This is a genomic window from Methylomonas sp. MgM2, assembly GCF_054172045.1.
Genome location: NZ_JBSYXO010000019.1, coordinates 63,318 through 86,306, shown reverse-complemented (window position 1 = coordinate 86,306; position 22,989 = coordinate 63,318). Strand labels below are relative to the sequence as shown.

The window sequence follows — 22,989 nt, the reverse complement described above, 5'->3', positions numbered from 1 at the left end:
TTTACAGAACTTTAACCTGTTTCACAATTCCGCATCCTCCCAAGCCGAGAATCGTCGAATGCCAGGCAGAATTTAGGTCTCCAAGTACTTATTCTGAGCGCCAATTCGCTGAGGAGGCCATATGAAAAAAGTACCTAAACCAGTTTATTGCTCACGTTGCGGCGATGAAATTTCGCCCGCGGAGCTGATCACATTGGAAGGCTCGCTCTGCGCCTTGTGCGCCAATATGCACCTGGAAGCGCAAGAAATTCATCGTAATAAGCGCAAGTTAAAACCCAAGAAACCAGGTATCAACCGCCTTCATCTGGTCGCGACTAATCCACAATGAGCCCGTCGATGATTTGGATATGCCGCTTTGCCCGCTCTCCGATGTTTCGATCATGCGTAATAATCATCAAAGTCACGCCTTGCTGATTCAACTGCTCCAAAAAGTCGATGATTTCCAATCCGGACTTACTGTCTAGATTACCGGTCGGCTCATCGGCGAGCAATATGGCCGGCTCCATAATCATTGCACGGGCAATTGCGATTCGCTGTAGCTGCCCTCCCGACAATTGGCTAGGCCGATGTTCCGCGCGGTCGAGCAAATTTACCAAGCTTAGCGCCTGCCGGACCTTGTCCTCGCGCTGTTTACTGTCGATACCGGCCAAAATCATCGGCATCTCGATATTCTCCGCCGCAGTCAAGCGGGGAATTAGATGAAAAAACTGAAATACGAAACCGATGTTGTCGCGCCGGATCCTCGCCAGTTCGTCATCGCTTTGTTGCGTAACATCTTTGCCGTTTAAAAGATAACGCCCCGAAGAAGGTTGATCCAATAAGGCAATAATGTTCAACAAGGTTGACTTGCCGGAGCCGGACGGCCCCATCACAGACACATATTCGCCGCGTTCGATCGATAAATTGATATCGTTCAGCGCATGCACCGTCTGTTCACCCACTTGAAAATATCGATGAAGATTCAGCAACTGAATCATGGCTTAATCCTGACTTCGGCGCCATCGGCTACGCCTTCTTTGCCGATGGACAACACCACCCGGTCGCCGGCTTTCAATCCGGACAACACTTCGGTATAAGTCCAGTTCGATAAACCCGGCTCAAAACTCCGTTCGCGCAAGACGTTATCACTATCGACCAGAAGCACTTTATTGTTTTCCAGTATCGCTTCGGCGGGTAAGCGCAAGGCCTTATCTTTTTTGGCCAATAAAATCTCAATATCCGCGCTATAGCCCGGCAACAGCTCCGCTAAATCTTTCGGATCTTTCAAGGTAACCTCGACCTCCACCGTGCGTGCCTGCTTTTCCTTCTCGAGCACATACGGCGCGATGCGAGTGACGATGCCGGAGCAACGTTTGTCCGGGAAGGCATCTAAGGACACGCAAGCGCTCATACGGACTCTGATCGCAGCGGCGTCTACCTCGTCAATCGGCGCCGATACCGTCAGACAACTGACATCCAACAAATCGATGGGCGGTAGGGTTGGAATGCCGGGCGGCGAAGGCGTAACAAATTCGCCCAATTCCGCATTAACCTCCGCGACCGAACCGTCGAATGGAGCCAACACCAAGGTTTTGCGCACCGCCGCTTCGGCCACCGCCAATTCGGACTTGGCTACATCGACCGCTAATTTAGCTGCGCGGCAGGCGGCGCGTTGCGCGTTGCTATTAGTAACAGCCTTGTCGACCTGTTCTACCGAGACGATTTGCTTGTTCCGTTGCAGTTTCACCATTCGAGCGGCTTCGCGTTCGGCTCCACCGGCTAATTGACAGGTTTCTTCGACACCGGCTTGGCGGGCTTTAATCTGATCTTTTTTTAAATCGACTTCCGCTTTTAAATCCTGATTCCAGACTTCAAGCAGTAATTGGCCTTTGCTAACTTTGTCGCTTTCCTTGGCATAAAGAGCCGCAACCTGACCACCGATCGCCGGAGCCAAATAAGCCCGGCGGCAGGCTTTAACCGTTCCGACCCGCGTATTGGAAACGGTTGAGCTTACTTCGCCTTCGCTGACCGTATAAACGCTGACTTCGATAGGCCGCGGCCTCTGCGAATAAACAATCGCCGCAACTGCGCAAACGAGTGTGATGGTTACAAGCGAAATTTTTTTTGGATTCACAGTTTAGAATGGTTACGATAGGGTTCCGTCCTAGCCTACAACGTTAAGGTCGAATTGCAAAGCGCTTGCACGCTATTGGTTTCGACCGGACAGAAAATCAAAATTTCTTCAAAAACAACCCTAAGGATACGGCTATGAAAGATCAACTGAAAACAATATTTGGGCACTTGCTAATTGGTGTCATCGGGTTTTTGCCTATCGTATTGGTATTTCAAATTGTTGTATATATCGAACGCTTCCTGCGGAACTTTGTGTTGCTGATACACGGCAGATACGAAAATCCTTTGATAACGGTGGCATTATTCGGCGTTGCAATCGCCGTCCTCGCCTATTTCGGCAAATTGATTAAACAAGACCGGGCGCATTTACTGTATTTTTTGGAATCCGTTATTCAAAGGATTCCGTTGATCGGCAGCATATACAGAGTCGCGCAAAAACTGCTGAGTTTATTTATGACTTCGGAAACGTCGCAGGTGCGCGAGACAGTCTATGTCGAATATCCTAAAGATGGAATGTGGGTGCCGGCTTATGTCACCAATCGAATTAACGATTACTATGTTCTCTATATTCCGACGTCGCCCAATCCAACCTCCGGATTTACCGTGATGATACATGAGTCCAAAGTGGTTAAATCGACGATGGATATAGAACAGGTATCCAGCTTCGTAATCAGTGTAGGCGTGGATTATGCCAAGCCCGGTGATATTCAATCATTAAACCGTTAACCGCAATACTCCCAAGCGGGTCACGGCAATCAATGCAAGGCGTTTTCCAGATTGACTCGCAACGCCTCTAGAAAGTCTTCCGTCGTTAAATAATGCGCGTCATTCAAATTGTCGCCGTAAATACATAAGGCTAGGTCTTTAGTCATTTTTCCGGCTTCGACGGTCTCTATACAAACCCTTTCCAAGCTTTCGCAAAAATCGATCAATTCGCTATTGCCGTCCAGTTTACCCCGGAACGCCAAACCACGAGTCCAGGCAAAAATCGATGCGATCGGATTGGTCGAGGTCTTTTTGCCTTGCTGGTGCAAGCGATAATGGCGGGTCACCGTACCGTGGGCCGCCTCCGCTTCCAGGATCTTGCCGTCCGGCGTGACTAAGGTCGAGGTCATCAAACCCAAGGAACCGAAACCTTGCGCGACGGTATCGGACTGCACATCCCCATCATAATTTTTGCATGCCCACACAAACGCGCCGTTCCATTTCAAGGCTGAAGCCACCATGTCGTCGATCAGTTTGTGTTCATAAACAATACCCTTGGCGGTGAACCGATCTTGATATTCGGCCTGATAAATCGCCTCGAATATATCTTTGAAACGGCCGTCGTACTTTTTCAGAATGGTATTTTTGGTCGATAAATACAACGGCCAGCCGCGGTCCAATGCCACATTGAAACAACTTCGAGCGAATCCTTCGATCGACGCATCGGTGTTATACATCGCCATCGCGACGCCGTCGCCTTCGAACCGATAGACCTCGTAAGTTTGATCGGGACTGCCGTCGTCCGGCGTAAAACTGATGCGCAAAGTCCCTTTGCCTTTGGTTACAAAGTCGGTGGCGCGGTATTGATCGCCGAAAGCGTGCCGGCCGATACAAATCGGCTGCGTCCAATTGGGGACTAAACGCGGTACATTTCGGCAAATGATCGGTTCGCGAAATACCGTACCGTCGAGTATATTTCGAATGGTTCCGTTGGGAGACTTGTACATTTTCTTCAAACCGAACTCCTTAACCCGCGCCTCGTCCGGAGTAATCGTGGCACATTTGATGCCGACGCCGTGCTTTTTGATAGCATGAGCCGCATCGATAGTGACCTGATCATCGCTAGCATCCCTGCGTTCGATGCCGAGGTCGTAATAATCGATGGTCACATCCAAGTAGGGCAAGATTAACCTGTCTTTAATAACATGCCATATAACCCGGGTCATCTCGTCGCCATCGATTTCAACCACCGGATTTTCGACCTTTATCTTTTTCATGGCACACTCCATAAACAGTTGGTTTTCTTAGTATAGCGCGCAAGAATGTTAACTGCTTCGGGAATATGGGCGCTTGATCCAGGCATTATTGCTCCGCTGATCCGTTCATTGTATAAGACCGGAACTTAACCGTTTACCTTTCCGAAAAGAGTTACCACCAATATTGGCAGCACGACTGCGGAGCACATCATGAAAGAATATCAAGAAGTTCGTGACAATTTGATCTCAATGCTGGAGGAGCTGGACCAGCGACTAAGCAAAATTACCAACGACGTTAAACACGTTGAGAAACCGCGCGATAAAGATTTTTCCGAACAAGCGGTGGAAGCCGAAAACGACGAAGTGTTAGATGCCTTAGGCAATAGTGCCCGCGATGAAGTGGAAAAAATCAAACAAGCCATTTCCAGAATCGACGCAGGCACTTACGGCATTTGCCTAAAATGCGGAAAGCCCATACGTAAAGAACGATTAGCGGCATTGCCTTACGCCAAACTCTGCATCCATTGCGCCGAACAAAATCAACATCGCTAAGCGGCGGCTACCGGCCACTTGAGGTAGCGAATTTATACTATCCTTAACTGAGTCGTTTTCTCACTGTCGGGATATAAATCATGGACATCGCCGAATTATTGACTTTTTCCGTAAAAAATAAAGCCTCGGATTTACACCTTTCCGCCGGTCTGCCGCCAATGATCCGCGTGGATGGCGACATCCGCCGTATCAACATACCGGCCCTGGAACATAAGGAAGTGCACGCGCTGATTTACGACATCATGAACGACAAGCAGCGCCGCGATTACGAGGAATTTCTGGAGACCGACTTTTCCTTTGCGCTCCCCGGCGTCGCGCGCTTCCGGGTCAATGCATTCAATCAAGACCGTGGGGCGGGGGCGGTATTTAGAACCATTCCTTCCCAAGTTCTGACGCTCGAACAGCTCGGCGCTCCCAAGTTTTTCCAAGACCTTTGCAGCAAACCGCGCGGCCTGATTCTGGTCACCGGCCCGACCGGCTCCGGTAAATCGACGACGCTAGCGGCGATGATCAATCATATCAACACCAATGAATACGCCCATATCCTCACCGTCGAGGATCCGATCGAGTTCGTCCACGAAAGCCAGAAATGCTTGATCAACCAACGGGAAGTACACCGCGACACGCTAGGTTTCAACGAAGCCTTACGCTCCGCCCTACGGGAAGATCCGGATATCATCCTGGTCGGTGAAATGCGCGACTTGGAAACCATTCGTTTGGCCTTGACGGCGGCGGAAACGGGCCATTTGGTATTCGGCACTTTACATACCACCTCGGCCGCCAAAACCATAGACCGTATCATAGACGTGTTCCCGGCCGCGGAAAAAGACATGATACGCGCCATGTTGTCCGAATCGCTGCAAGCCGTTATTTCCCAGACGCTGCTAAAGAAAGTCGGTGGCGGCCGAATTGCCGCGCATGAAATCATGGTCGGTACGCCGGCGATTCGTAACCTGATCCGGGAAGCCAAGGTCGCACAAATGTATTCGGCCATTCAAACCGGCCGCAAGGAAGGCATGCAAACATTGGATCAGAATCTAAAAGAAATGGTCGACAAAGGCCTGATTAACGCTAAATCGGCAATGGTGAAAGCAGTCAACAAAGATCTATTCCGATAATTCAAGGAGCGTATCATGGAAAAGCAATTTCGAGCATTGTTAACCTTGATGGTTGAAAAAAAAGCGTCGGATTTATTCATCACGGCGGGCAAACCGCCCTGTATGAAAATCGACGGCAAAGTCGTAGAAGTCTCCAAAAACCTTCTGACCAACGACCAATCGCAGCACATCGTGCTGGACATCATGGATCAGCGCCAGAAAGACGAATTCGCACATACCAAAGAATGCCAATTCGCCTTGAGCGTGGAAAACCTGGGTAGGTTCAGGGTCAGCGCGTTCACTCAACGCGATTCCGCCGGCATGGTGTTGCGCCGTATCGAAACGCATATTCCGGCCACCGAAGAATTGCATTTGCCGCCGGTTCTGAAAGACTTGATCATGTATAAGCGAGGCCTGGTGATATTCGTCGGTGCAACCGGCACGGGGAAATCGACTTCGCTGGCCGCCTTGATCCGGCATCGCAATGAGAACAGCAACGGCCATATCATCACGATAGAAGACCCGATCGAATTTGTACATTCGCATTCGGGTTGCATCATTACTCAGCGCGAAGTGGGGCTGGATACGGAATCCTATGAAGTGGCCCTGAAAAACACCCTACGCCAGGCACCGGATGTGATTCTGATTGGCGAGGTCAGAACCAAGGAAACCATGCAACACGCGGTTACATTCGCCGAAACCGGTCATCTTTGCCTGTGCACTTTACACGCGAATAACGCCAACCAGGCGTTAGACCGTATTTTGCACTTCTTCCCTGAAGACATGCACGGTCAAATCTTCATGGATTTGTCTCTGAATCTGCGCGGCATCGTCGCTCAGCAGTTAGTCAAACGCGCCGACGGTAAAGGCCGCTATCCGGCGGTGGAAATTTTATTGAATACGCCGCTGGTTTCGGACTTGATTCGCAAAGGCGAAGTGCATAAACTCAAAGAACTGATGAAAAACTCGCGTGAACACGGCATGCAGACCTTCGATCAGGCCTTGTATGACCTATACACGGCAGGCAAAATCAGTTACGAAGATGCATTGAATGCTGCCGATTCTAGAAACGAAGTCAGATTGATGATCAAGCTTGGCGCGGAAACCGCAAACTTCGACAATGACGAAATGACCCTGGCGGATACGGATGAAAATGGTGGTAGCCTTTATTAGTTAAGTTGAATACACACCATGAACATTGAAACTCCTTTTTCCAAGCATTTAACCGTAGCCTCGGTTGTGTTGCTTTTTGCCGGATGCGCCTCGCATGCTGAAAAATACGATCCGAATATCAACCGCGCAACCAAACCTGCGCAGCAAACGACGAATATGCAGCCTAAGGCCGCTACGCCGAGTTTACCTCAGCGTCAGAGCGTAGGTGCTTATCGCGCGACAACAATTTCCGGCGATTATGCGAATTATCGCTCCTTGAAACAATTTATCGATTTCATGGTCGAGCAGCACGGTTTCGAGCGCGAGTATTTATACGGTTTATTTTCGCAAGCCAAGCGCAAACAATGGACGCTGGATTACCTGGCGAAATCCGATAGGCACCGGGGCGGCTCTCCGAGCAAAGGCAGTTGGTCCCGTTATCGGGCTAAGTTTCTCGATAGCAGACACATCAACAGCGGGGTCAAATTCTGGCAGCAGCATCAAGGCACCTTGCGAAGAGCCTCTCAATCCTATGGCGTTCCGGCCGAATACATTCTCGGTATCATGGCCGTCGAAACCACATTCGGCAGTTATGTCGGCAGTCATCGTATCATCGACGCATTGACCACGCTGGCGTTCGACTATCAACGCCGCGGCGAATATTTTCGCGGGGAGTTAGAAAACTATCTGATCATGGCGAGAGACGAAAAAATCGATCCCGCCAAGCCGATCGGTTCCTATGCAGGCGCCATGGGTTTGGGTCAATTTATGCCCAGTAGCTTTTTGGAATGGGCGGTGGACTTCGACGGCGACGGCAAACGGGATCTATGGGATCCGGAAGATAGCATAGGCAGTGTCGCTAATTACTTTGCCCGACACGGTTGGCAACACGGCCAGCCGGTGGTATCGCCGGTTCGCGGCAATCTTGCCGCCGTGGAACATTTTGAGCCCGGACTGGATAAACTTTATTCTCTTTCCACCTTGCAACAAGCCGGACTGTCGCCGATCACCCCATGCCAATGCGACTCATCTTTACGCCTGTTGATGCTGCGTCACGAGCACAAAGACGAATATCTGGTGGGATACCCTAATTTCTACGTCATTACCCGTTATAACCAAAGCACCCATTACGCCATGGCGGTACACGAGCTGGCGCAAGCTATCAAACGCGCGTACCGTGCGGAAATAGACCGTCAAGCGACGAGCGGCTAATCAGACTCGATAAAACGCTTCCAAAGCCTGATTCAATTTCGCTTCGTCGCAGTGTTCGGCCCAGGCATCGGCGACGCGGTCGATACCGGCTTCCCGCATCGCGCCGAAATCGACGGCATTTTGCCGGCGGTAACCGGCCCAGGATAATAGCCTGTTACAGGCCGCCGGCATATCGAACAGACCATGCAAATAACTGCCGGCTACCTGATTATCTTCAGAGATCGCGCCGTCGTATTCATCGGCCAATTTAAACATAGGCCGATCCAGCGCCGGACCGTAGCTCCGGCCCATGTGAATTTCATAGCCGGTCACCGTGACATCCTGCTCGACGAAACAGCCGCTTACTTGGCGCAGGCATTTTTCTTGGTGCAATGTGGTTTCCATTTTCAATAGCCCTAAACCCTCCGCGCTGCCGACATCGCCTTCCACCCCATGCGGATCATGTATCGCATGACCCAGCATCTGAAACCCGCCGCATATGCCCAGCACTTTGCCGCCATAACGCAAATGACGCCGGATATACTTATCCCAACCTTGTGTTCTGAGACGGGACAGGTCGCTACGTACCGATTTACTACCGGGCAAGACAATCAAGTCGGCAGGGTTTGTTTGATCCGGGCTCCTGGCAAAATCAACGTCCACTTCCGGATGCAGTTGTAGAGGATCGAAATCCGTATGATTGCTAAAGCTGGGCAGATGCGGCACAACGACCTTGAACAGGCGGGCGTCGCTGCGTCGGGCATGGCGATTGGATAAGGCATCCTCCGCTTCCAGAAACAAGTCGTGCAAATACGGTAATACCGCCAGCACCGGCTTTCCGGTTTCGGCCTCCAACCATTCCAACCCCGGATTCAACAAGGCGATATCGCCACGAAAGCGATTAATCACAAAGCCGATAACCCGCTTGCGCTCGGAAGCCGACAGTAGAGCCAATGTTCCGATAATATGTGCGAACACGCCGCCGCGGTCGATATCGGCAACCAGAATGACGGGACAATCCACGGTTTCGGCGAAACCCATGTTGGCAATATCGTTTTCGCGCAAATTGATCTCGGCCGGACTACCCGCCCCCTCCACAATCACGGTTTGATATCGGGCCGTCAAACGCTGCCAGGATTCCAGCACCGATTGTTTGGCGACTTTTTTGTAATCATGATATTCCTCGGCATTTTGATTTTTTAATACGCGGCCATGAATGATGACTTGCGCGGTGGTATCGGTGCTGGGCTTCAGCAACACCGGATTCATGTCGGTATGCGCCGCTAAGCCGCAGGCGGCGGCCTGAACCGCCTGAGCGCGCCCGATCTCGCCGCCATCGACGGTCACCGCGCTATTCAACGCCATGTTTTGCGGCTTGAACGGGGCGACATCCACGTTTTGCCTTTTGTAATAGCGGCACAAAGCCGTTACAAGCGTACTTTTTCCCGCGTCCGACGTGGTGCCTTGCACCATCAAAGCTCTAGGAACCATATTCCCATCCGTTCTCGAAAACCATGGCGGATAAAGGTTGAGAAGCCGCCCAATGCTCCATTTCCAACATCGGTTTCGGATAAAACTCCGCAACATGCCCTAAACAGAGTATGGCGATTGGCCGGCTTCCGGCCGGCATATTCAGCAAGTGAGCCAAGGCTTCGGGTTCGAACAACGATACCCAGCCCATACCCAAACCTTCGGCGCGCGCGGCCAACCACAAATTTTGAATCGCGCAGGCCGTCGAAGCGACATCCATTTCCGGCAGGGTACGCCGGCCGAAGATATGGTTTTCGCGTTTATCAGGCAACGCGACGACCAACAACTCCGCGCATTCCAGTACCCCTTGAACCTTCAAGCGCATAAATTCATCCTGTCTGTGTTTCAAGGCGGACGCCGTGCGGCGGCGCTCTTCCTCGACCAGCTGGTGAATACTCTCGCGTAAACGACGGTCGCTAATACGGATAAAACGCCAGGGTTGCATTAAGCCTACACTGCCGGCCTGATGCGCCGCCTGCAACAAACGCATCAGCGTTTTATGCTCGATCGGGTCGGGCAAAAAATGCCGCATGTCCCGCCGCTCGGCGATGGCGCGATAAACACCGGCCAATTCCTGCTCGCTAAAACGGTGGGGATTCACAGCAATACCGCCGCCAGCAAGGCGGCGGTTTCAACCAATTCGACGGCGGCGCCGTATACGTCGCCGGTCGCACCGCCTAAACGTTCGACAGCTGCGTAACGGACCCATAACAATACAATGCCGGCGAATAGCACATTGGCCCACCCCATCATCAAGCCGGCAAAAATCAACGAAATAAGCACTACCCAACGTGCGTCGGCAAACGGCAGGTGTTGCATTAATTTTTCCGCCATACCCTTGGCACTAACATAGGGAGTGGAGAGCATCAGCAGTAAGATCGCCGTTCTTCCCAGCAACGGCGCCAGCATCAAGCAAATCAGATTATTCTGCTGAAGCAGAACCGACAACGCAACCCACTTCAACAATAACATTAGCATCAAAACCATGACGGCAATCGGCCCGGCCGCCGGATCCTTCATGATTCGAAAACTACGCTGACGGTCGCCTAAGCCGCCGACGTAAGCATCGGCGCAATCGGCCAGGCCGTCCAGATGCAAACCGCCGCTCAACCAAACCCAAGCCGTCAACACGATTGCGGCAGCTACCGCATCCGAGTCTGACGACAGCAGTAATGCCAAAGCACTGAGCAACACGCCGATCAGGAAACCGACCAGCGGGTAATACAAGACCGACCGTCCCAGCGCAACGTCGTCGATACGAATATTCCGACCGATGGGAATCCGGGTTAAAAAATGCAATGCGATCAGAAATGGGTCCATGAATTGGATGTTCAGATAACAATGTGGAAAATTAAGTCAAAAGTCTAGTCCGAAAACCACACAATGAAGCGCTTGTTTTCCTATTATTGCCAGATTATTTCAAATGCCTGCCTTTCGCGTCTTTATGTATATGCCCGGTCAGAATCAGAACGCCTTCGATAAAGCCCCAAACCACGCCGAAACCGCCGGTGAAATAGGTCACCAAAATTTGCGTAATCCCCAAGCCCCAGAAACCTAAATAAATTCGATGTAAACCGATCGCACCGAATACCAGCCCCAACAAGCCAGCCAAAATACGGTTTTTGACCGGTCGAGTCTCGACCAAATAAGCGCCTACCGGGCCGATTTCCGAGACATTTCCTTCTTCCAGGTCAAAATCAACATCGTCGCCTTCTTTCGGAGCCTCCTCGGAAGTCCATTGATCGATATGGAATTCATAAAATTTGTCCTCGTGTTTTACGACACCGGTTTGACAACGTTCGTCGTAACTTTCTATATGTCCAAGCATTGTTATTATCCTGTCGTTATGTTTGCTTGCGTAAAAGTGGCCATTTCATTGTGCAGACGGCAAGCCATTTGCAAAATCGGAATCGCCAGAACCGCGCCGCTGGCTTCCCCCAAACGCATGCGCAGATCCAAAATCGGCTCGGCGTCGAGCGCGGCCAAGACTATTTTATGGCCTTTTTCCTCGGAACGGTGCCCATAAAAAAACCAATTCCGGCAGCCCGGATTTATTTGCTGAGATGTCAAGGCCGCTACGCTGCTGATAAAGCCGTCGATTAATACCGGCAAGCCCAGCCGTGCGGCCGACAGATAAGCGCCGGCGAGCGCGGCGATTTCAAATCCGCCCAAATATTGCAATATGGCCAAGGGATTGCTTAAGGCGGCTTCGTGTTTTTTTAAAGCCTGATCGATCACCGCCGCTTTGTAAGCGATCCGATCTTGGTTCAGCCCGGTCCCGGCTCCGGTGATGTCCACGGCCGGTATCTTAAGCAACGCGGCAGCGAGCGCGCTGGCGCTGGTGGTATTGGCTATCCCCATTTCACCGCCGATAAAGACGTCGACTTCATTGTCAATCGCTCTTTGGACTGCCGCCTGGCCTGCAGCGAAACAGGTATTCAACTGATCCCGCGTCATTGCAGGTTTGACTGTGAAATTTTCGGTGCCGCAACCCGCCCGATGTTCGATTACCGTCGGCAGTCCGACGGGCCGGATCAAACCCACGTCTATTACTTCGAAATGAGCCTGGGCGTAGCGCGCCAGCACATTGACCGCGGCGCCGCCGGCAGCGAAGTTTTTGACCATTTCCGCCGTCACCGCCTGCGGAAACGCGGACACGCCTTCAACGGCAATGCCATGGTCGGCTGCGAAGATACTGATATGAACGTTTTCCAAGCGAGGATCATCGCGCCCTTGCATCCCGGCAAGCTTAGCCGCCAGGTTCTCCAGCATGCCCAGCGAACCGGGCGGCTTGGTCAGCTGGGCCTGCCGGTCCAACGCGCGCTGATGATACAGCCCGTCGGGCGCGCCGATTGGAGCAAACAAGGCTTTCATTTACTTGAGTTTTTGCGGCAGACCGGCCGTAACCAGCACGACGCTGTCGCAAATCCGTGCCAATGCCTGATGCAAGAAACCGGCTTCATCGACGAAACGCCTGGTCATCGCGTCGGCCGCCACGACGCCTAAACCCACTTCGTTGCTGACCATGATGACGCGCCCGTCGCATTCAGTTAGAGCCTCCAACAACGCGGAGCGCTCCCGGTCAAATACGGCCTCCTGCAAATGGCCTTGCTTGTCGAATAACACATTGCTGAGCCACAAGGTCAGGCAATCGACCAAAATACAGCAACCGGCGACGGCATGCCGGCGTATTGCATCGGCCACGCGAATAGGTTCTTCCAGGGTTCGCCATTGCGCCGGCCGCCGCAGGCGGTGATGCTGAATACGCGCCTGCATTTCATTGTCGAGCGCCTGAGCCGTCGCCAAATACAGCACCGGCAACCCGGATGCGATGGCCTGTTGTTCCGCATAACGGCTCTTACCGGAACGAGCGCCGCCCAGTACGAGTTCAATCATCTTTCAAACGCACCGCCAGAACGTCGCAATTTGCATGATGCAACACGCCGTTGGCGGTCGAGCCCAGCAATAAGGCCAAACCATGCCGGCCATGCGAACCGACCACAATCAGATCGACAGCGTTTTCATCCGCCACCCGTACGATTTCCAGTTTGGCGCTACCCATTTCCAGCCATTGGCGTTGCTCCGGCACGCCCATTTGCGCGCCGAGGTCGGCCAAACGTTTTTTTGAGGCATCCATCCATTCCTGAGTCAAATCGACGTCGAACGGAATAGGCCCGTAGGCGGCGTCGGTGATCGGCAAATTTTCGACGACATGCACCAAGCTCAGTGTCGCCTGATTCTGTTCCGCCAACCCTTTCGCCGTTGCCGAAACTTTCTCGCTGTGTTCGGAAAAATCGGCAGCCAGTAAGACGTGCTTATAGTGATTCATATCTACCTCATTGCGGATTGCTGGTGATTTCGGGGAACAACGCGGCCATCACCTGGGACGACAACATAATATACAAAAGCGCCAAACCCAATCCAAAAAACAACGGGCGATCCAATGCGTGCCGGATGATATGCCCGCTGACCAGCCAGTGCCACAAGACCAGCGCCAACATCGAAAAATAGGCCAAATTGTTGGCGTGCACATTCAAGGTGGCAATGGCGGGCAAGGCAAAAAAACTAATGACGATGTTGGTGCCTATCATCGCCGCCAAGGTCTGCGGAAAACGCGCGGACTTGCCGGCGAAATACAGCAGCGGCCAGCAAAACAATACAATCAATGCGAAATCCGCCAAAATTTGCAGCAAAGCGGTAGACGCGGCGCTATTCAATAAAGAAATCAGATATTTGATAGCCACGTATGCCGGCAATAGCAATTTCAACACGAACGAAGAAGCCGGTACGTCCTGAGGCCCTTTCTGAAAAATGGCGATTCGAAAAAACAGGATAACCAATTCGTACATATTCACTCCGCTAGCGACAGGTTTTCTTCGGCAGTCATCCAGTCGAGTTCGGCTTGTTCCAGCGCGTTATCGACATCGCTTTTCCGACTCAACAAAGTCTTCAATTGTTCCTTGTTTTGGTCCGAATAAATATCCGGATCGGCCAGCTGCTGCTCCAACGCCTGCTGCTCCTTATGGAATTTTTCCACCGCGGCTTCGGCCTTTTTTACCGCATCCATCAAGGGTTTCAGGCGCTGCCGGCGATCCGCTTCCTGCTTGCGTTGATCCTTGCGCGAAACAGGAGCCGCTGCCGACTGATCAGCCGAATCGGCCAACTCGGCGCCTTTCTTCTGCTCGGCCAGCCATTGTTTGTAATCTTCAAGGTCGCCGTCGAATGTTTGTACCTTACCATCCGCCACCAGCAAAAGCTGATCGGTCACCGAACGCAGCAAATGCCTATCATGCGAAACCACGACGATCGCGCCTTCGTATTCCTGCAAGGCCACGCTCAACGCGTGGCGCATTTCCAAATCCAGATGGTTGGTCGGCTCATCCAGCAGCAATAGATTGGGATTTTGATAAACCAATAGCGCCAGCACCAACCGGGCTTTTTCGCCGCCGGAGAAAGGGGCTACCGCTTCGTTGACCTTGTCGCCCCTGAAATCGAAACCGCCGAGGAAATTGCGCAAATCCTTTTCGGTAGCCAGCTTATCCAATTGCTGGAAATGCCATAAGGGGCTTTCGTCCAGCCGCAACAATTCCAATTGGTGTTGCGCAAAGTAGCCGATGTTCAAATCCTGCGCGGTTTGAAATTTGCCGTTCAAGGCTTGCATTTGCCCGGCCAACACCTTGATCAAGCTGGACTTGCCGGCGCCGTTCGGGCCCAGCAAACCGATGCGGTCGCCCGGCGAAATCGACAACGAGGCTTTATCGATGACGACTTTGCTGCCATAGCCGATGTCGGCCTCCTCGAGTTTTAACAGCGGATTCGGCATTTTTTTCGGCGGAGGAAAACTAAACCCGAAAGGCGAATCGACATGGGCCTGGGCGATGATTTCCATGCGCTCCAGCGCCTTGATCCGGCTTTGCGCCTGCCTGGCCTTGGTGGCTTTGGCCTTGAAGCGATCGACGAAGCTTTGTATATGGGCGATTTCGCGCTGCTGTCTTTCAAAGGCCGCTTGTTGCTGCGCCAGCTTTTCGGCGCGCATTCGTTCAAAGGCCGAATAGTTGCCGGTATAAATCTCGGCCTTGCCCTGCTCGATGTGCACGATGTGGTCGGTGATCGTATCCAGAAAATCGCGGTCGTGCGAAATCAGCAGCAAGGTGCCCGGATATTTGCAAAGCCAATCCTGCAACCAAATCACCGCATCCAAATCCAAATGGTTGGTCGGCTCGTCCAGCAGCAGCACATCCGAACGGCACATCAGCGCCTGAGCCAGGTTCAAGCGCATGCGCCAACCGCCGGAAAACGAACTGACCGGCTGTAATTCTTGAACGGTAGTAAAACCCAGGCCATTCAGCAAACGCGATGCGCGTGCTTGCGCGGTGTAACCGCCGATGTGATCCAGCGCCGCATGCAGCTCGGCCAGTTTCAGGCCGTCGTGTGCCTGCTCGGCTGCCTGCAATTGCTTTTGCAAGCCCCGTAGTTCCCGGTCTCCGTCCAATACATAATCGATGGCGGAACATTCCAAAGCCGGCGTTTCTTGCGCCACATGCGCCACTTCCAGATTAGGCGGCATCGAAAACTCGCCTTCGTCGGCCTGCAACTCGCCGCGCAACATCGCAAACAAACTGGATTTGCCGGTGCCGTTGGCGCCGGTCAAACCGATTTTTTGACCTTTATGTATCGTGAAGGACGCGTCGCTAAAAAGTAAACGACTGCCGCGACGGATGGCGATGTTTTTGAAATTGAGCATAATGACTAAACAACACTGGAGTGACCGGCCATGACCAAAGGCCAAGCGAAGGCGCAAATTTTATCGCGGGAAGCCATGACGAGTGTGAGGATTTTTGGATAGCGACGGTTTTTTTTCGATAATCGGCTATGTTCCGGTACGTTTTGAACCATAGCCGGCAACCCAAGACCGGGATGCAAATCAATGTCTGCTTGTCCGCGTCTGTACTGGTTCAATCAACTATAACCCAAGTAGGCGGACAGGCGTGATCCCGCTGGTTTCCGTCGTGGCATCACTCATTTGAAAGGCGCTCTCGATCTAAAGTGTTGATTCGGCATCTTGTTTGAGTAAGCGGATTTGTTCCTTGCCGCCACGGACAGTTAGTCCCAGTGGCGAGGCACATCCTTCGATAACACGTTTTTGCTTGAGCGCTATACTCTGGCTAAACGTGTTTTTAATTCGTCAAGTTTCGGGGGCCGAAATGGTAGACGCGCCAAGCCAAAAACATGCCACGGCATTGCCGCATCGGATTCTGTCGCCATTTTGGCTATTGAGCTTTTTTGCCGCGTTACTGCTGTCCGTTGCCATCTGGGGTGCCGGCTGGCAGCCGCCGCATCTGGACGCCTATCGGCTCGCATCGACGCCCTTCGATCCCGATTACTGGTTATATCCGCGCGAAGACAATGCCTTCCGCCGCTTGCCGGTCATCAATTCAAACTTGAATGACGTATTCGTGTTACCCGGCAGCCGGCAGGTTTGGGCGGTCGGCAATGACGGCTTGATCATCCATAGCGACGACGGCGGCTTGAGTTGGGAACGGCAAACCGTAGGTCAAGTACCGCAACCCGCCCGGAGCAGCGCGATCGGCTTGGATTTTTTCAAATCGGCCTGGGCTGGCGAACAGCCTGTTGACAAAGCCGACTTAAGCACAAAAAAAACCGCAGACAAAGCGGCTACAAAACAAGCAACCGTTGATCAGACCGAACGGTCGTTGCAGGCTTCGAAACAAGAACAACAGCACGAGCAAAATTCAACCGTTCCTTCCGATGATAGCGGGGCGTCCAAACAGCCTGATATGCGCGATGACCGTTTTAGAGCGAACCTGCAATCGGTATTTTTTAGCGACAGCCATCACGGCTGGGCGGTCGGTGCTAGCGAAGTGATCATCGCTACCAATGATGGTGGGCACAGCTGGCAACAGCAATACGGCGGGGCGAAATCATGGCTTTACGGCGTGCATTTCAACGATAACCTGCATGGCTGGGCGGTTGGTGCTAGTGGAGTGATCCTGGCCACTGCCGACGGTGGGCATAGCTGGCAGCAACAAAACAGCGGCATAAAGTCATCGCTTTCGGACGTATTTTTCAGCGACAGCCTGCACGGCAGGACGGTCGGCGAGGTTGGAGTGATCCTGGCTACCGCCGACGGCGGACAGAGTTGGCAGCGGCAAGACAGCGGGGTGAACTCTAACCTTAGTGGCGTGTATTTCAGCGACAACCTTCACGGCTGGGTGATCGGCGAGCGGGGCGTGATCCTATTCACCCCGGATGGTGGGCAGAGCTGGAGGCCGCAAAGCAGCAGCGTGGAATCACGGCTTACCAGCGTCTATTTCAGCGACAACCTGCACGGCTGGACGGTGGGCTTGCGTGGAGAGATTCTGATCACGGAAGATGGAGGGCAGAATTGGCGGAGGCAAAGTAACGGCATCAAGTCATCGCTCATGAGCGTGTATTTCAGCAACAACACCCACGGCTGGGCAGTGGGCGAAGGTGGAGTGATCCTCGCCAGCGACGATGGCGGGCAAAGCTGGCATCGACAAAGCAGTGACGACGCAGCCTGGCTTGGCAGCGTTCATTTTAGCGACAACACTCACGGCTGGGCGGTGGGTTTTAGTGGCGCAATCCTTGCCACCGACGATGGCGGACAGTGCTGGCGGAGGCAAAGGGGAGGCGTCGAATTAGAACTTTTCGGCGTGCATTTCAGCGATAGCCTACACGGCTGGGCGGTGGGCTATGATGGGGTGATTCTGGCCAGCACCGATGGCGGGCAGAGCTGGCAGCGGCAAAGCAGCGGCGTGGCGTCATCGCTTTGGGGCGTGCATTTCAGCGATAACCTACACGGCTGGGCGGTGGGCAGTGACGGGGTGATTCTGGCCACCGCCGATGGTGGGCAGAACTGGCAGCGGCAAAGCAGCGGAGGGAAACCAGATCTTTACCGCGTGCATTTCAGCGACAGTCTGCATGGCTGGGCGGTGGGTGATGGTGGCGTCATTCTCGGCACCGCCGACAGCGGGCAGAGCTGGCAGTGGCAAACCAGTGATGTTAATTCAAATCTTTCCGACGTGCATTTCAGCGACAGCCTGCATGGCTGGGCGGTCGGCTTTGGCGTGATTCTGGCCACCGCCGATGGGGGGCAGAGCTGGCAGCGGCAAAGCAGTGGCGAGGAGTCATGGCTTTTCGGCGTGCATTTCAGCGACAGCCTGCATGGCTGGGCGGTGGGCTATGGTGGCGTGATTCTGGCCACAGTCGATGGCGGCCGGAGCTGGCGATCTCAAATCAGCGGCGTGGACTCAAAGCTTACCAGCGTGCATTTCATCGACAGCCTTCACGGCTGGATTGTCGGTTCTAACGATGTGATTCTGTCCACCGCCGATGGCGGGCAACATTGGCAACAACCCGGCTATCGGCGTTATCCCGCGCCATGGGTTTACGCGGTGTTATTGCTGGCTATCGCGGCGGCATCGCTCGCCGTCTGGCAACCAGTACGCCAACGCAAACCGGTTGAAAGACACAAAAGCGTGATGGACCGGGCCGTCACCGACAAACCGGCCGGCCCCTATGCGGGCAGCCCGGATTTGCTCGGTGCGCGCAAGCTGGCGATGGGCTTGGTGCGCTTTTTGACCAATAAGAACACCAATCCTCCGATCACGATCGCGATTACCGGCGAATGGGGCAGCGGCAAGAGTTCGGTGATGAACTTTCTGTTTGCCGGCTTGAAGCGGCAAGGTCTGACGCCGGTTTGGTTCAATGCCTGGCACCATAGGGAAGAGCAAAACGTGCTGGCGTCTGTGCTGATCAACATTCATAAACAGGTGATCGGGCCTTGGTGGGCACCTGCGGGCTTCTGGTTCCGCTTGCGTTTACTGTGGCTACATAATTTTTTCGTCAAACTGTTGTTGTCGACCTTGGCGTTTGCATTGATGTTTTCCGGAATCTGGCTTTATAACCATCCCGATGGGCGCAATGCACTTTGGCAATATGCCAGTTATCGCTTGGGCATCTTCGATCCTCTGATCTTGACTCAACACGGCTACGATCAATTATGCGTCAGCCAGACAAATCCGGCGCTGTTTAGCGAAGCGCAGTGCGCAAAGTTGGCCGATTTGGTTAGCCGGGCCGAACAGCACCGCGAAGTTTTGAAATGCGGCGACACGATGCCGGCGAATTGTTTCGCGCGTCCGCAACTTTTGCTCAAGGCCGCGGAAGACCTATTGGCCGCGCAATTGACCGTGGAAAGCGAAACCGCTTTGCTCAAGCAAGTCGAGCATTTGCATCCCGATTTTCCGCTACCGCTGCCGCCGGCGCTAGCAAAATGGCTGTCGGTGTTGATGGCGGTATTGAGTTTTTTTGCGTTGAAGGGCATGGCATTGGTTGGATTGGCGCCGGCAAAAATCGTCCAGAGCGTACTGAGTCTGGCGGGCAGCCAGCCGGCGCCCGGCGAGCCGGTCGGCACCCGAATATTGTTTGAGAAGCATTTCAAGCAAATCACCGACATATTAGGCAAACGCCGCTTGGTGTTGTTCATCGACGACCTGGATCGATGCGACCGCGAGCATACCCGGCAGGTGCTGGAGCTCACCAATTTCCTGTCCGGCGCCAGCGAACTGTTCATCATATTGGGCATGGCCCCACGCTACGTTTTGGCCAATGTGACCTTGAGTTTTCAGGACATGGCCAAAGCGGTGAATGAAGCCGACGGCATGAACGATCAGTCTGCCAAGGACAAAAATACCGGACAAAGCTGGTATGCGCGGCATTATTTGCAGAAGCTGATCCATATCGAAGTGCCGGTGCCGACGCCCGAGAAATCGCAGGTACAGGCCTTGTTGCACGGCAATTCGGAATCGGAAAATCGCGATGCCGAAGAAATCCAATTGGAAAAGCTGGAGCAGGCCGAACAACGCCTGGATCAGGTGAAAAAATTCATTTGGCGCAGCCTGACGATGCTGCTGCTGTTGACGGCCGCCATGTTAGGCGGTTTATGGGGTGCCGGCGTTTTGCAGCCGATTTCGTTCGAGCAAGCGGCCGCGCCCGAGCCGGCAAAAGCCTCCGCCGATACGAGTCGGACTGAGCCGTCATCGGCCCGGGAAGGCGTTAAAGCCAGCGACAAGCCCGATCAAGATAAATCGGCTTCCGCCGGAAACGGTTTTGTTGCCGGCGCAAAGCTTGCGAATTACCCGCTGCTGCAACTCTGGCCTTTTGCGGTATTGCTGGTGATGCTGTTTATGCTGACGTCGCTGGCGCGCAATCCCAAAATTCTCGATAACCGCTGGTTGTCCTGGCTGCAACCGCTTTATCAACGCTTGAAACTGCAAATAACGGGCGTGGAATTGCGCGAAGATTCGGCGACTTTTGCCGACGCCTTGGATATCTGGTACGAATTGATTGCGTTGTCCAACCCGATTCCGCGCAATGTGAAGGCCTTTTTGAATCAGCTCCGCTATTTTGCCAGCCGCGAATTTAGCGGTGAACGCGAAGACCGGCGGGAAGCGCAATGGGTGGCGCTGGCCGTGGCTTTTTATGCGTTCGGCAATGATATGGACAAGGTTTTTGCGGTTGAAACGGGCCAAGAAAGCCAGCGCTGGCATTTCTTGGATAAGACCTTCGAGCGCAAATTACAGGAAAGAGGCTTGGCGGACGCTTTAAGCAGAGCCTTGGATGTTCATCGGCAAAAATTTCACCAATTTCCAAGCGAAGCGGATTTGGCTCGATTCAAGGGTTTCAGCCGGGAAATCAGTATTCAAAAGCGTGTGCCCAAGGCATAGCCCATTAGCGATATTGTACGATTCCATCGATCACTAAGAGCCGCGAATCACGCCGTCCTTCAACATGTCGAAGTCGTCGAACGCAATTCTCAAGCTCAGGGCCAAATTGACCGCCGTGCCGATGGTCGTGCTGGTAAATATACAAATGATAATGGCGATCTGATATTTGACGGCGACCCATGGCTCGCTGCCGCCTAGGATTTGTCCGGTCATCATGCCGGGCAAGGATACCAAGCCCATGGTTGCCATATTCGCGATCGTCGGGTTAATGGCGGCCTTGATCGCCTGCCGGAAAAACGGGCGCACGGCTTCCCAGCGGCTTGCGCCCAGCATCAGGAATGTCGTGTATTCGTGCTGATTGCTGCGCAATGCCGTGAAAAAGCGCTCCAAGGCGATGACGTTGCCTTGCATGCAATTACCCAAAATCATACCGGCCAGCGGTATCAGATAGCGGGCATCGTAGACATTGGCCGGCTGGATCACTAGCAAGACCAAATAGGCGGTGGACAAGCCGATGCTGAACGCCACTGCGGTAAACGTAGACAACACGAAATAACGCGTTTTCAGGCCCGACCGTTTCAGAATGCTGAGATCGGCCACTATCAGCATGATCAGTAGCCAAAGCGTATTTAGCCAAGGATCATTCAAGTCGAACAGCGTCTTCAAATAGACGCCGATCAAGCCTAATTGTATGGTCATGCGTAACAGGCCGATGCCGATATCCCGGGTCAAGCCGACGCCGGTTAACCATAGCAAGGACCAGGGCAAAAAGCCCAGACCGTAGAGCAAACCTAGTTTTGTCAGGTTAATATCCAGCGTTTCCATCTTTAGTCGCGACCTTGATTCGTCCCGCTTCAATATTAAAAACGGCGTCGCAGCGCCGTAGCCAATCCGTATCGTGCGACACCGCCAATACGGTGAACTGCGGTTCTGCAAACACTTCCAATACCGCTCGTTTGCTTTCATGATCCAATGCGCTGGTGACCTCATCCAACAAGAATAGCGTCTTGCCCAATAGCAGTCCCCGCGCCAATGCAACGCGCTGTTTTTCGCCGCCGGAAATATGCCGGGTTTCCTGATTCAATAATTCGACTGGTAGTTTAAGGCGTTGCAATACTTCGCTAATTTCGGCTTCAGACGGACGCCTTTTACGGTGCGCGTTGAATTGAAAAGGTAAAAGCAGCGCATCTCGGACATTATCGGCTCCCAAAACAGGCTCTTGGCCTATATATGCGGTACACGCTCGGATCGCCCGAACGGTTTTTGCAGACAAAGCTTGCTCTTCAAAATAAACCATTCCGGATTCGATAGTGTGCATGCCTAACAGTGTTCTAAGCACGCTGCTTTTACCGGCACCCGAATTTCCCGATAGCATGGCCTTTTGCCCTCGATAAAGCGTAAAGCTGATCTCTGAAAGAATGGTTTTTTCGCGGGACGAGACCGACACCCGGTCGAATCGAATTATGGAATGCATCGATAAGTTGGCAAAATCTTGGATCGAAATTGAATTGTATAGCGTTTGCGATGGTCCGATAATGGTCCATCTAATCAACAATTTGTAACACTATTTGGAACAGCCATGACCCCTTTTCCACTACCGCAAGTTTATCAATTATTGGAACCGGGACCGGTAGTGCTATTAACCACTGCCGATCACGGTCATCGCAATGCCATGGCATTGTCGTGGTATATGATGGTCGAATTCGAACCACCGATGGTGGCTTGCGTGGTCAGCAGCGAAAACTTCAGTTTTACCACATTGCGGGAGACCGGCGCCTGCGTGATCGCGATCCCGACGGTTGAGTTGGCCGAAAAAGTCGTCGCCATCGGCAATACGTCCGGGCGTGATTTAAACAAATTTCGCACATGCGGCTTGACACCCGTGAACGCCGAGCAAGTGGCGGCACCATTGATAGCCGAGTGTTTCGCCAACCTTGAATGCAAAGTCGTCGATGCCAGCTTGATCGATAAATACAACATGTTCGTCCTCGAAGTCGTGCGGGCCTGGACCGACCCGGAACAATCCTCGCCTAAAACCATACATCACCAAGGTTACGGCCGTTTCGTGGTGGACGGCGAAAGCATGCATGTAATTTCGAAGATGCGGTAATGGGCCGCAACCGGCCG

At 53.0% G+C, this 22,989-nt stretch carries 22 protein-coding genes; 8 read left to right on the top strand and 14 right to left on the bottom strand.

The genetic code is table 11. The features are described 5' to 3' along the window. Window positions 1-121: 121 nt before the first annotated feature. The gene (locus tag ACW73I_RS14800; RefSeq protein ID WP_458030168.1) at window positions 122-328 is read left to right on the top strand and encodes a hypothetical protein; all 207 of its coding nucleotides are present in this window, start codon (window positions 122-124) and stop codon (window positions 326-328) included. On the opposite strand, the gene ACW73I_RS14795 is transcribed toward ACW73I_RS14800, so the two are convergent. Both ACW73I_RS14795 and ACW73I_RS14790 read right to left on the bottom strand, forming a co-directional pair. Next, entirely contained in the window at window positions 315-977 is a 663-nt protein-coding gene (locus ACW73I_RS14795) for an ABC transporter ATP-binding protein (RefSeq protein ID WP_458030166.1), read from the bottom strand. The two genes, ACW73I_RS14800 and ACW73I_RS14795, sit on opposite strands and share 14 nt — an antisense overlap. Further along, the gene (locus ACW73I_RS14790; protein WP_458030165.1) at window positions 974-2,113 is read right to left on the bottom strand and encodes an efflux RND transporter periplasmic adaptor subunit; all 1,140 of its coding nucleotides are present in this window, start codon (window positions 2,111-2,113) and stop codon (window positions 974-976) included. Before ACW73I_RS14790 ends, ACW73I_RS14795 begins: the two co-directional genes overlap by 4 nt. Window positions 2,114-2,247: 134 nt before the next feature. Here ACW73I_RS14790 and ACW73I_RS14785 point away from each other — a divergent pair, with 134 nt between their 5' ends. Next, window positions 2,248-2,838: a DUF502 domain-containing protein gene (locus tag ACW73I_RS14785; protein ID WP_458030164.1), complete on the top strand. Its 591-nt coding sequence runs from the start codon at window positions 2,248-2,250 to the stop codon at window positions 2,836-2,838. A gap of 29 nt (window positions 2,839-2,867) precedes the next feature. Here ACW73I_RS14785 and ACW73I_RS14780 read toward each other — a convergent pair whose 3' ends face one another. After that, window positions 2,868-4,094: an NADP-dependent isocitrate dehydrogenase gene (locus ACW73I_RS14780; RefSeq protein WP_458030163.1), complete on the bottom strand. Its 1,227-nt coding sequence runs from the start codon at window positions 4,092-4,094 to the stop codon at window positions 2,868-2,870. A 189-nt stretch (window positions 4,095-4,283) separates the two neighbouring features. On the opposite strand from ACW73I_RS14780, the gene ACW73I_RS14775 reads away from it, so the two are divergent. The 4 genes from ACW73I_RS14775 to mltB all read left to right on the top strand — a co-directional run bounded on the left by ACW73I_RS14775 (window position 4,284) and on the right by mltB (window position 8,086). Next, window positions 4,284-4,625 carry a TraR/DksA family transcriptional regulator gene (locus tag ACW73I_RS14775; RefSeq protein ID WP_458030161.1) on the top strand — a complete coding sequence of 114 codons (342 nt, stop codon included), beginning with the start codon at window positions 4,284-4,286 and terminating at the stop codon, window positions 4,623-4,625. Between the two features lie 80 nt (window positions 4,626-4,705). Then, window positions 4,706-5,743 carry a type IV pilus twitching motility protein PilT gene (locus ACW73I_RS14770; RefSeq protein WP_458030160.1) on the top strand — a complete coding sequence of 346 codons (1,038 nt, stop codon included), beginning with the start codon at window positions 4,706-4,708 and terminating at the stop codon, window positions 5,741-5,743. A gap of 15 nt (window positions 5,744-5,758) precedes the next feature. Continuing rightward, on the top strand, window positions 5,759-6,895 hold the full coding sequence (locus ACW73I_RS14765) for a PilT/PilU family type 4a pilus ATPase (protein ID WP_458030158.1): 1,137 nt from the start codon (window positions 5,759-5,761) through the stop codon (window positions 6,893-6,895). Window positions 6,896-6,913: 18 nt separating this feature from the next. Next, entirely contained in the window at window positions 6,914-8,086 is a 1,173-nt protein-coding gene (mltB, locus tag ACW73I_RS14760) for a lytic murein transglycosylase B (RefSeq protein ID WP_458030157.1), read from the top strand. Here the strand turns inward: mltB and ACW73I_RS14755 are convergent, their stop codons facing one another. From ACW73I_RS14755 to ACW73I_RS14715, 9 genes are all read right to left on the bottom strand, one after another. Then, window positions 8,087-9,556 carry a cobyric acid synthase gene (locus ACW73I_RS14755; RefSeq protein WP_458030156.1) on the bottom strand — a complete coding sequence of 490 codons (1,470 nt, stop codon included), beginning with the start codon at window positions 9,554-9,556 and terminating at the stop codon, window positions 8,087-8,089. It lies immediately after the preceding gene. After that, the gene (bluB, locus tag ACW73I_RS14750) at window positions 9,546-10,196 is read right to left on the bottom strand and encodes a 5,6-dimethylbenzimidazole synthase (protein WP_458030155.1); all 651 of its coding nucleotides are present in this window, start codon (window positions 10,194-10,196) and stop codon (window positions 9,546-9,548) included. The genes ACW73I_RS14755 and bluB overlap by 11 nt, the downstream gene beginning before the upstream one ends. Next, entirely contained in the window at window positions 10,193-10,915 is a 723-nt protein-coding gene (locus ACW73I_RS14745) for an adenosylcobinamide-GDP ribazoletransferase (RefSeq protein WP_458030154.1), read from the bottom strand. Before ACW73I_RS14745 ends, bluB begins: the two co-directional genes overlap by 4 nt. 94 nt (window positions 10,916-11,009) lie before the next feature. Then, entirely contained in the window at window positions 11,010-11,423 is a 414-nt protein-coding gene (locus ACW73I_RS14740; protein WP_458030153.1) for a TM2 domain-containing protein, read from the bottom strand. Window positions 11,424-11,428: 5 nt separating this feature from the next. After that, window positions 11,429-12,469, bottom strand: a complete 1,041-nt coding sequence (gene cobT, locus ACW73I_RS14735; RefSeq protein ID WP_458030152.1) for a nicotinate-nucleotide--dimethylbenzimidazole phosphoribosyltransferase — start codon at window positions 12,467-12,469, stop codon at window positions 11,429-11,431. After that, on the bottom strand, window positions 12,470-12,991 hold the full coding sequence (cobU, locus tag ACW73I_RS14730) for a bifunctional adenosylcobinamide kinase/adenosylcobinamide-phosphate guanylyltransferase (RefSeq protein ID WP_458030151.1): 522 nt from the start codon (window positions 12,989-12,991) through the stop codon (window positions 12,470-12,472). It lies immediately after the preceding gene. Beyond that, window positions 12,984-13,424 carry a universal stress protein gene (locus ACW73I_RS14725; RefSeq protein WP_458030150.1) on the bottom strand — a complete coding sequence of 147 codons (441 nt, stop codon included), beginning with the start codon at window positions 13,422-13,424 and terminating at the stop codon, window positions 12,984-12,986. Before ACW73I_RS14725 ends, cobU begins: the two co-directional genes overlap by 8 nt. Before the next feature lie 7 nt (window positions 13,425-13,431). Next, window positions 13,432-13,944 carry a hypothetical protein gene (locus ACW73I_RS14720; protein WP_458030149.1) on the bottom strand — a complete coding sequence of 171 codons (513 nt, stop codon included), beginning with the start codon at window positions 13,942-13,944 and terminating at the stop codon, window positions 13,432-13,434. Window positions 13,945-13,946: 2 nt separating this feature from the next. After that, window positions 13,947-15,839: an ATP-binding cassette domain-containing protein gene (locus tag ACW73I_RS14715; protein WP_458030148.1), complete on the bottom strand. Its 1,893-nt coding sequence runs from the start codon at window positions 15,837-15,839 to the stop codon at window positions 13,947-13,949. A gap of 460 nt (window positions 15,840-16,299) precedes the next feature. On the opposite strand from ACW73I_RS14715, the gene ACW73I_RS14710 reads away from it, so the two are divergent. Then, complete coding sequence (locus ACW73I_RS14710; protein WP_458030147.1) at window positions 16,300-20,862, top strand: YCF48-related protein; 4,563 nt, start codon at window positions 16,300-16,302, stop codon at window positions 20,860-20,862. Between the two features lie 33 nt (window positions 20,863-20,895). On the opposite strand, the gene ACW73I_RS14705 is transcribed toward ACW73I_RS14710, so the two are convergent. Then, a complete protein-coding gene (locus ACW73I_RS14705) occupies window positions 20,896-21,687 on the bottom strand; it encodes an ABC transporter permease (protein WP_458030146.1) in 792 nt (263 codons plus the stop codon). Continuing rightward, complete coding sequence (locus tag ACW73I_RS14700; protein ID WP_458030145.1) at window positions 21,668-22,336, bottom strand: ABC transporter ATP-binding protein; 669 nt, start codon at window positions 22,334-22,336, stop codon at window positions 21,668-21,670. The genes ACW73I_RS14705 and ACW73I_RS14700 overlap by 20 nt, the downstream gene beginning before the upstream one ends. A gap of 105 nt (window positions 22,337-22,441) precedes the next feature. Between ACW73I_RS14700 and ACW73I_RS14695 the strand changes: the two genes are divergently transcribed. Then, window positions 22,442-22,972 (top strand): flavin reductase family protein, encoded by a 531-nt coding sequence (locus tag ACW73I_RS14695; RefSeq protein ID WP_458030144.1) that lies wholly within the window; start codon window positions 22,442-22,444, stop codon window positions 22,970-22,972. The last annotated feature ends 17 nt before the right edge of the window (window positions 22,973-22,989 follow it).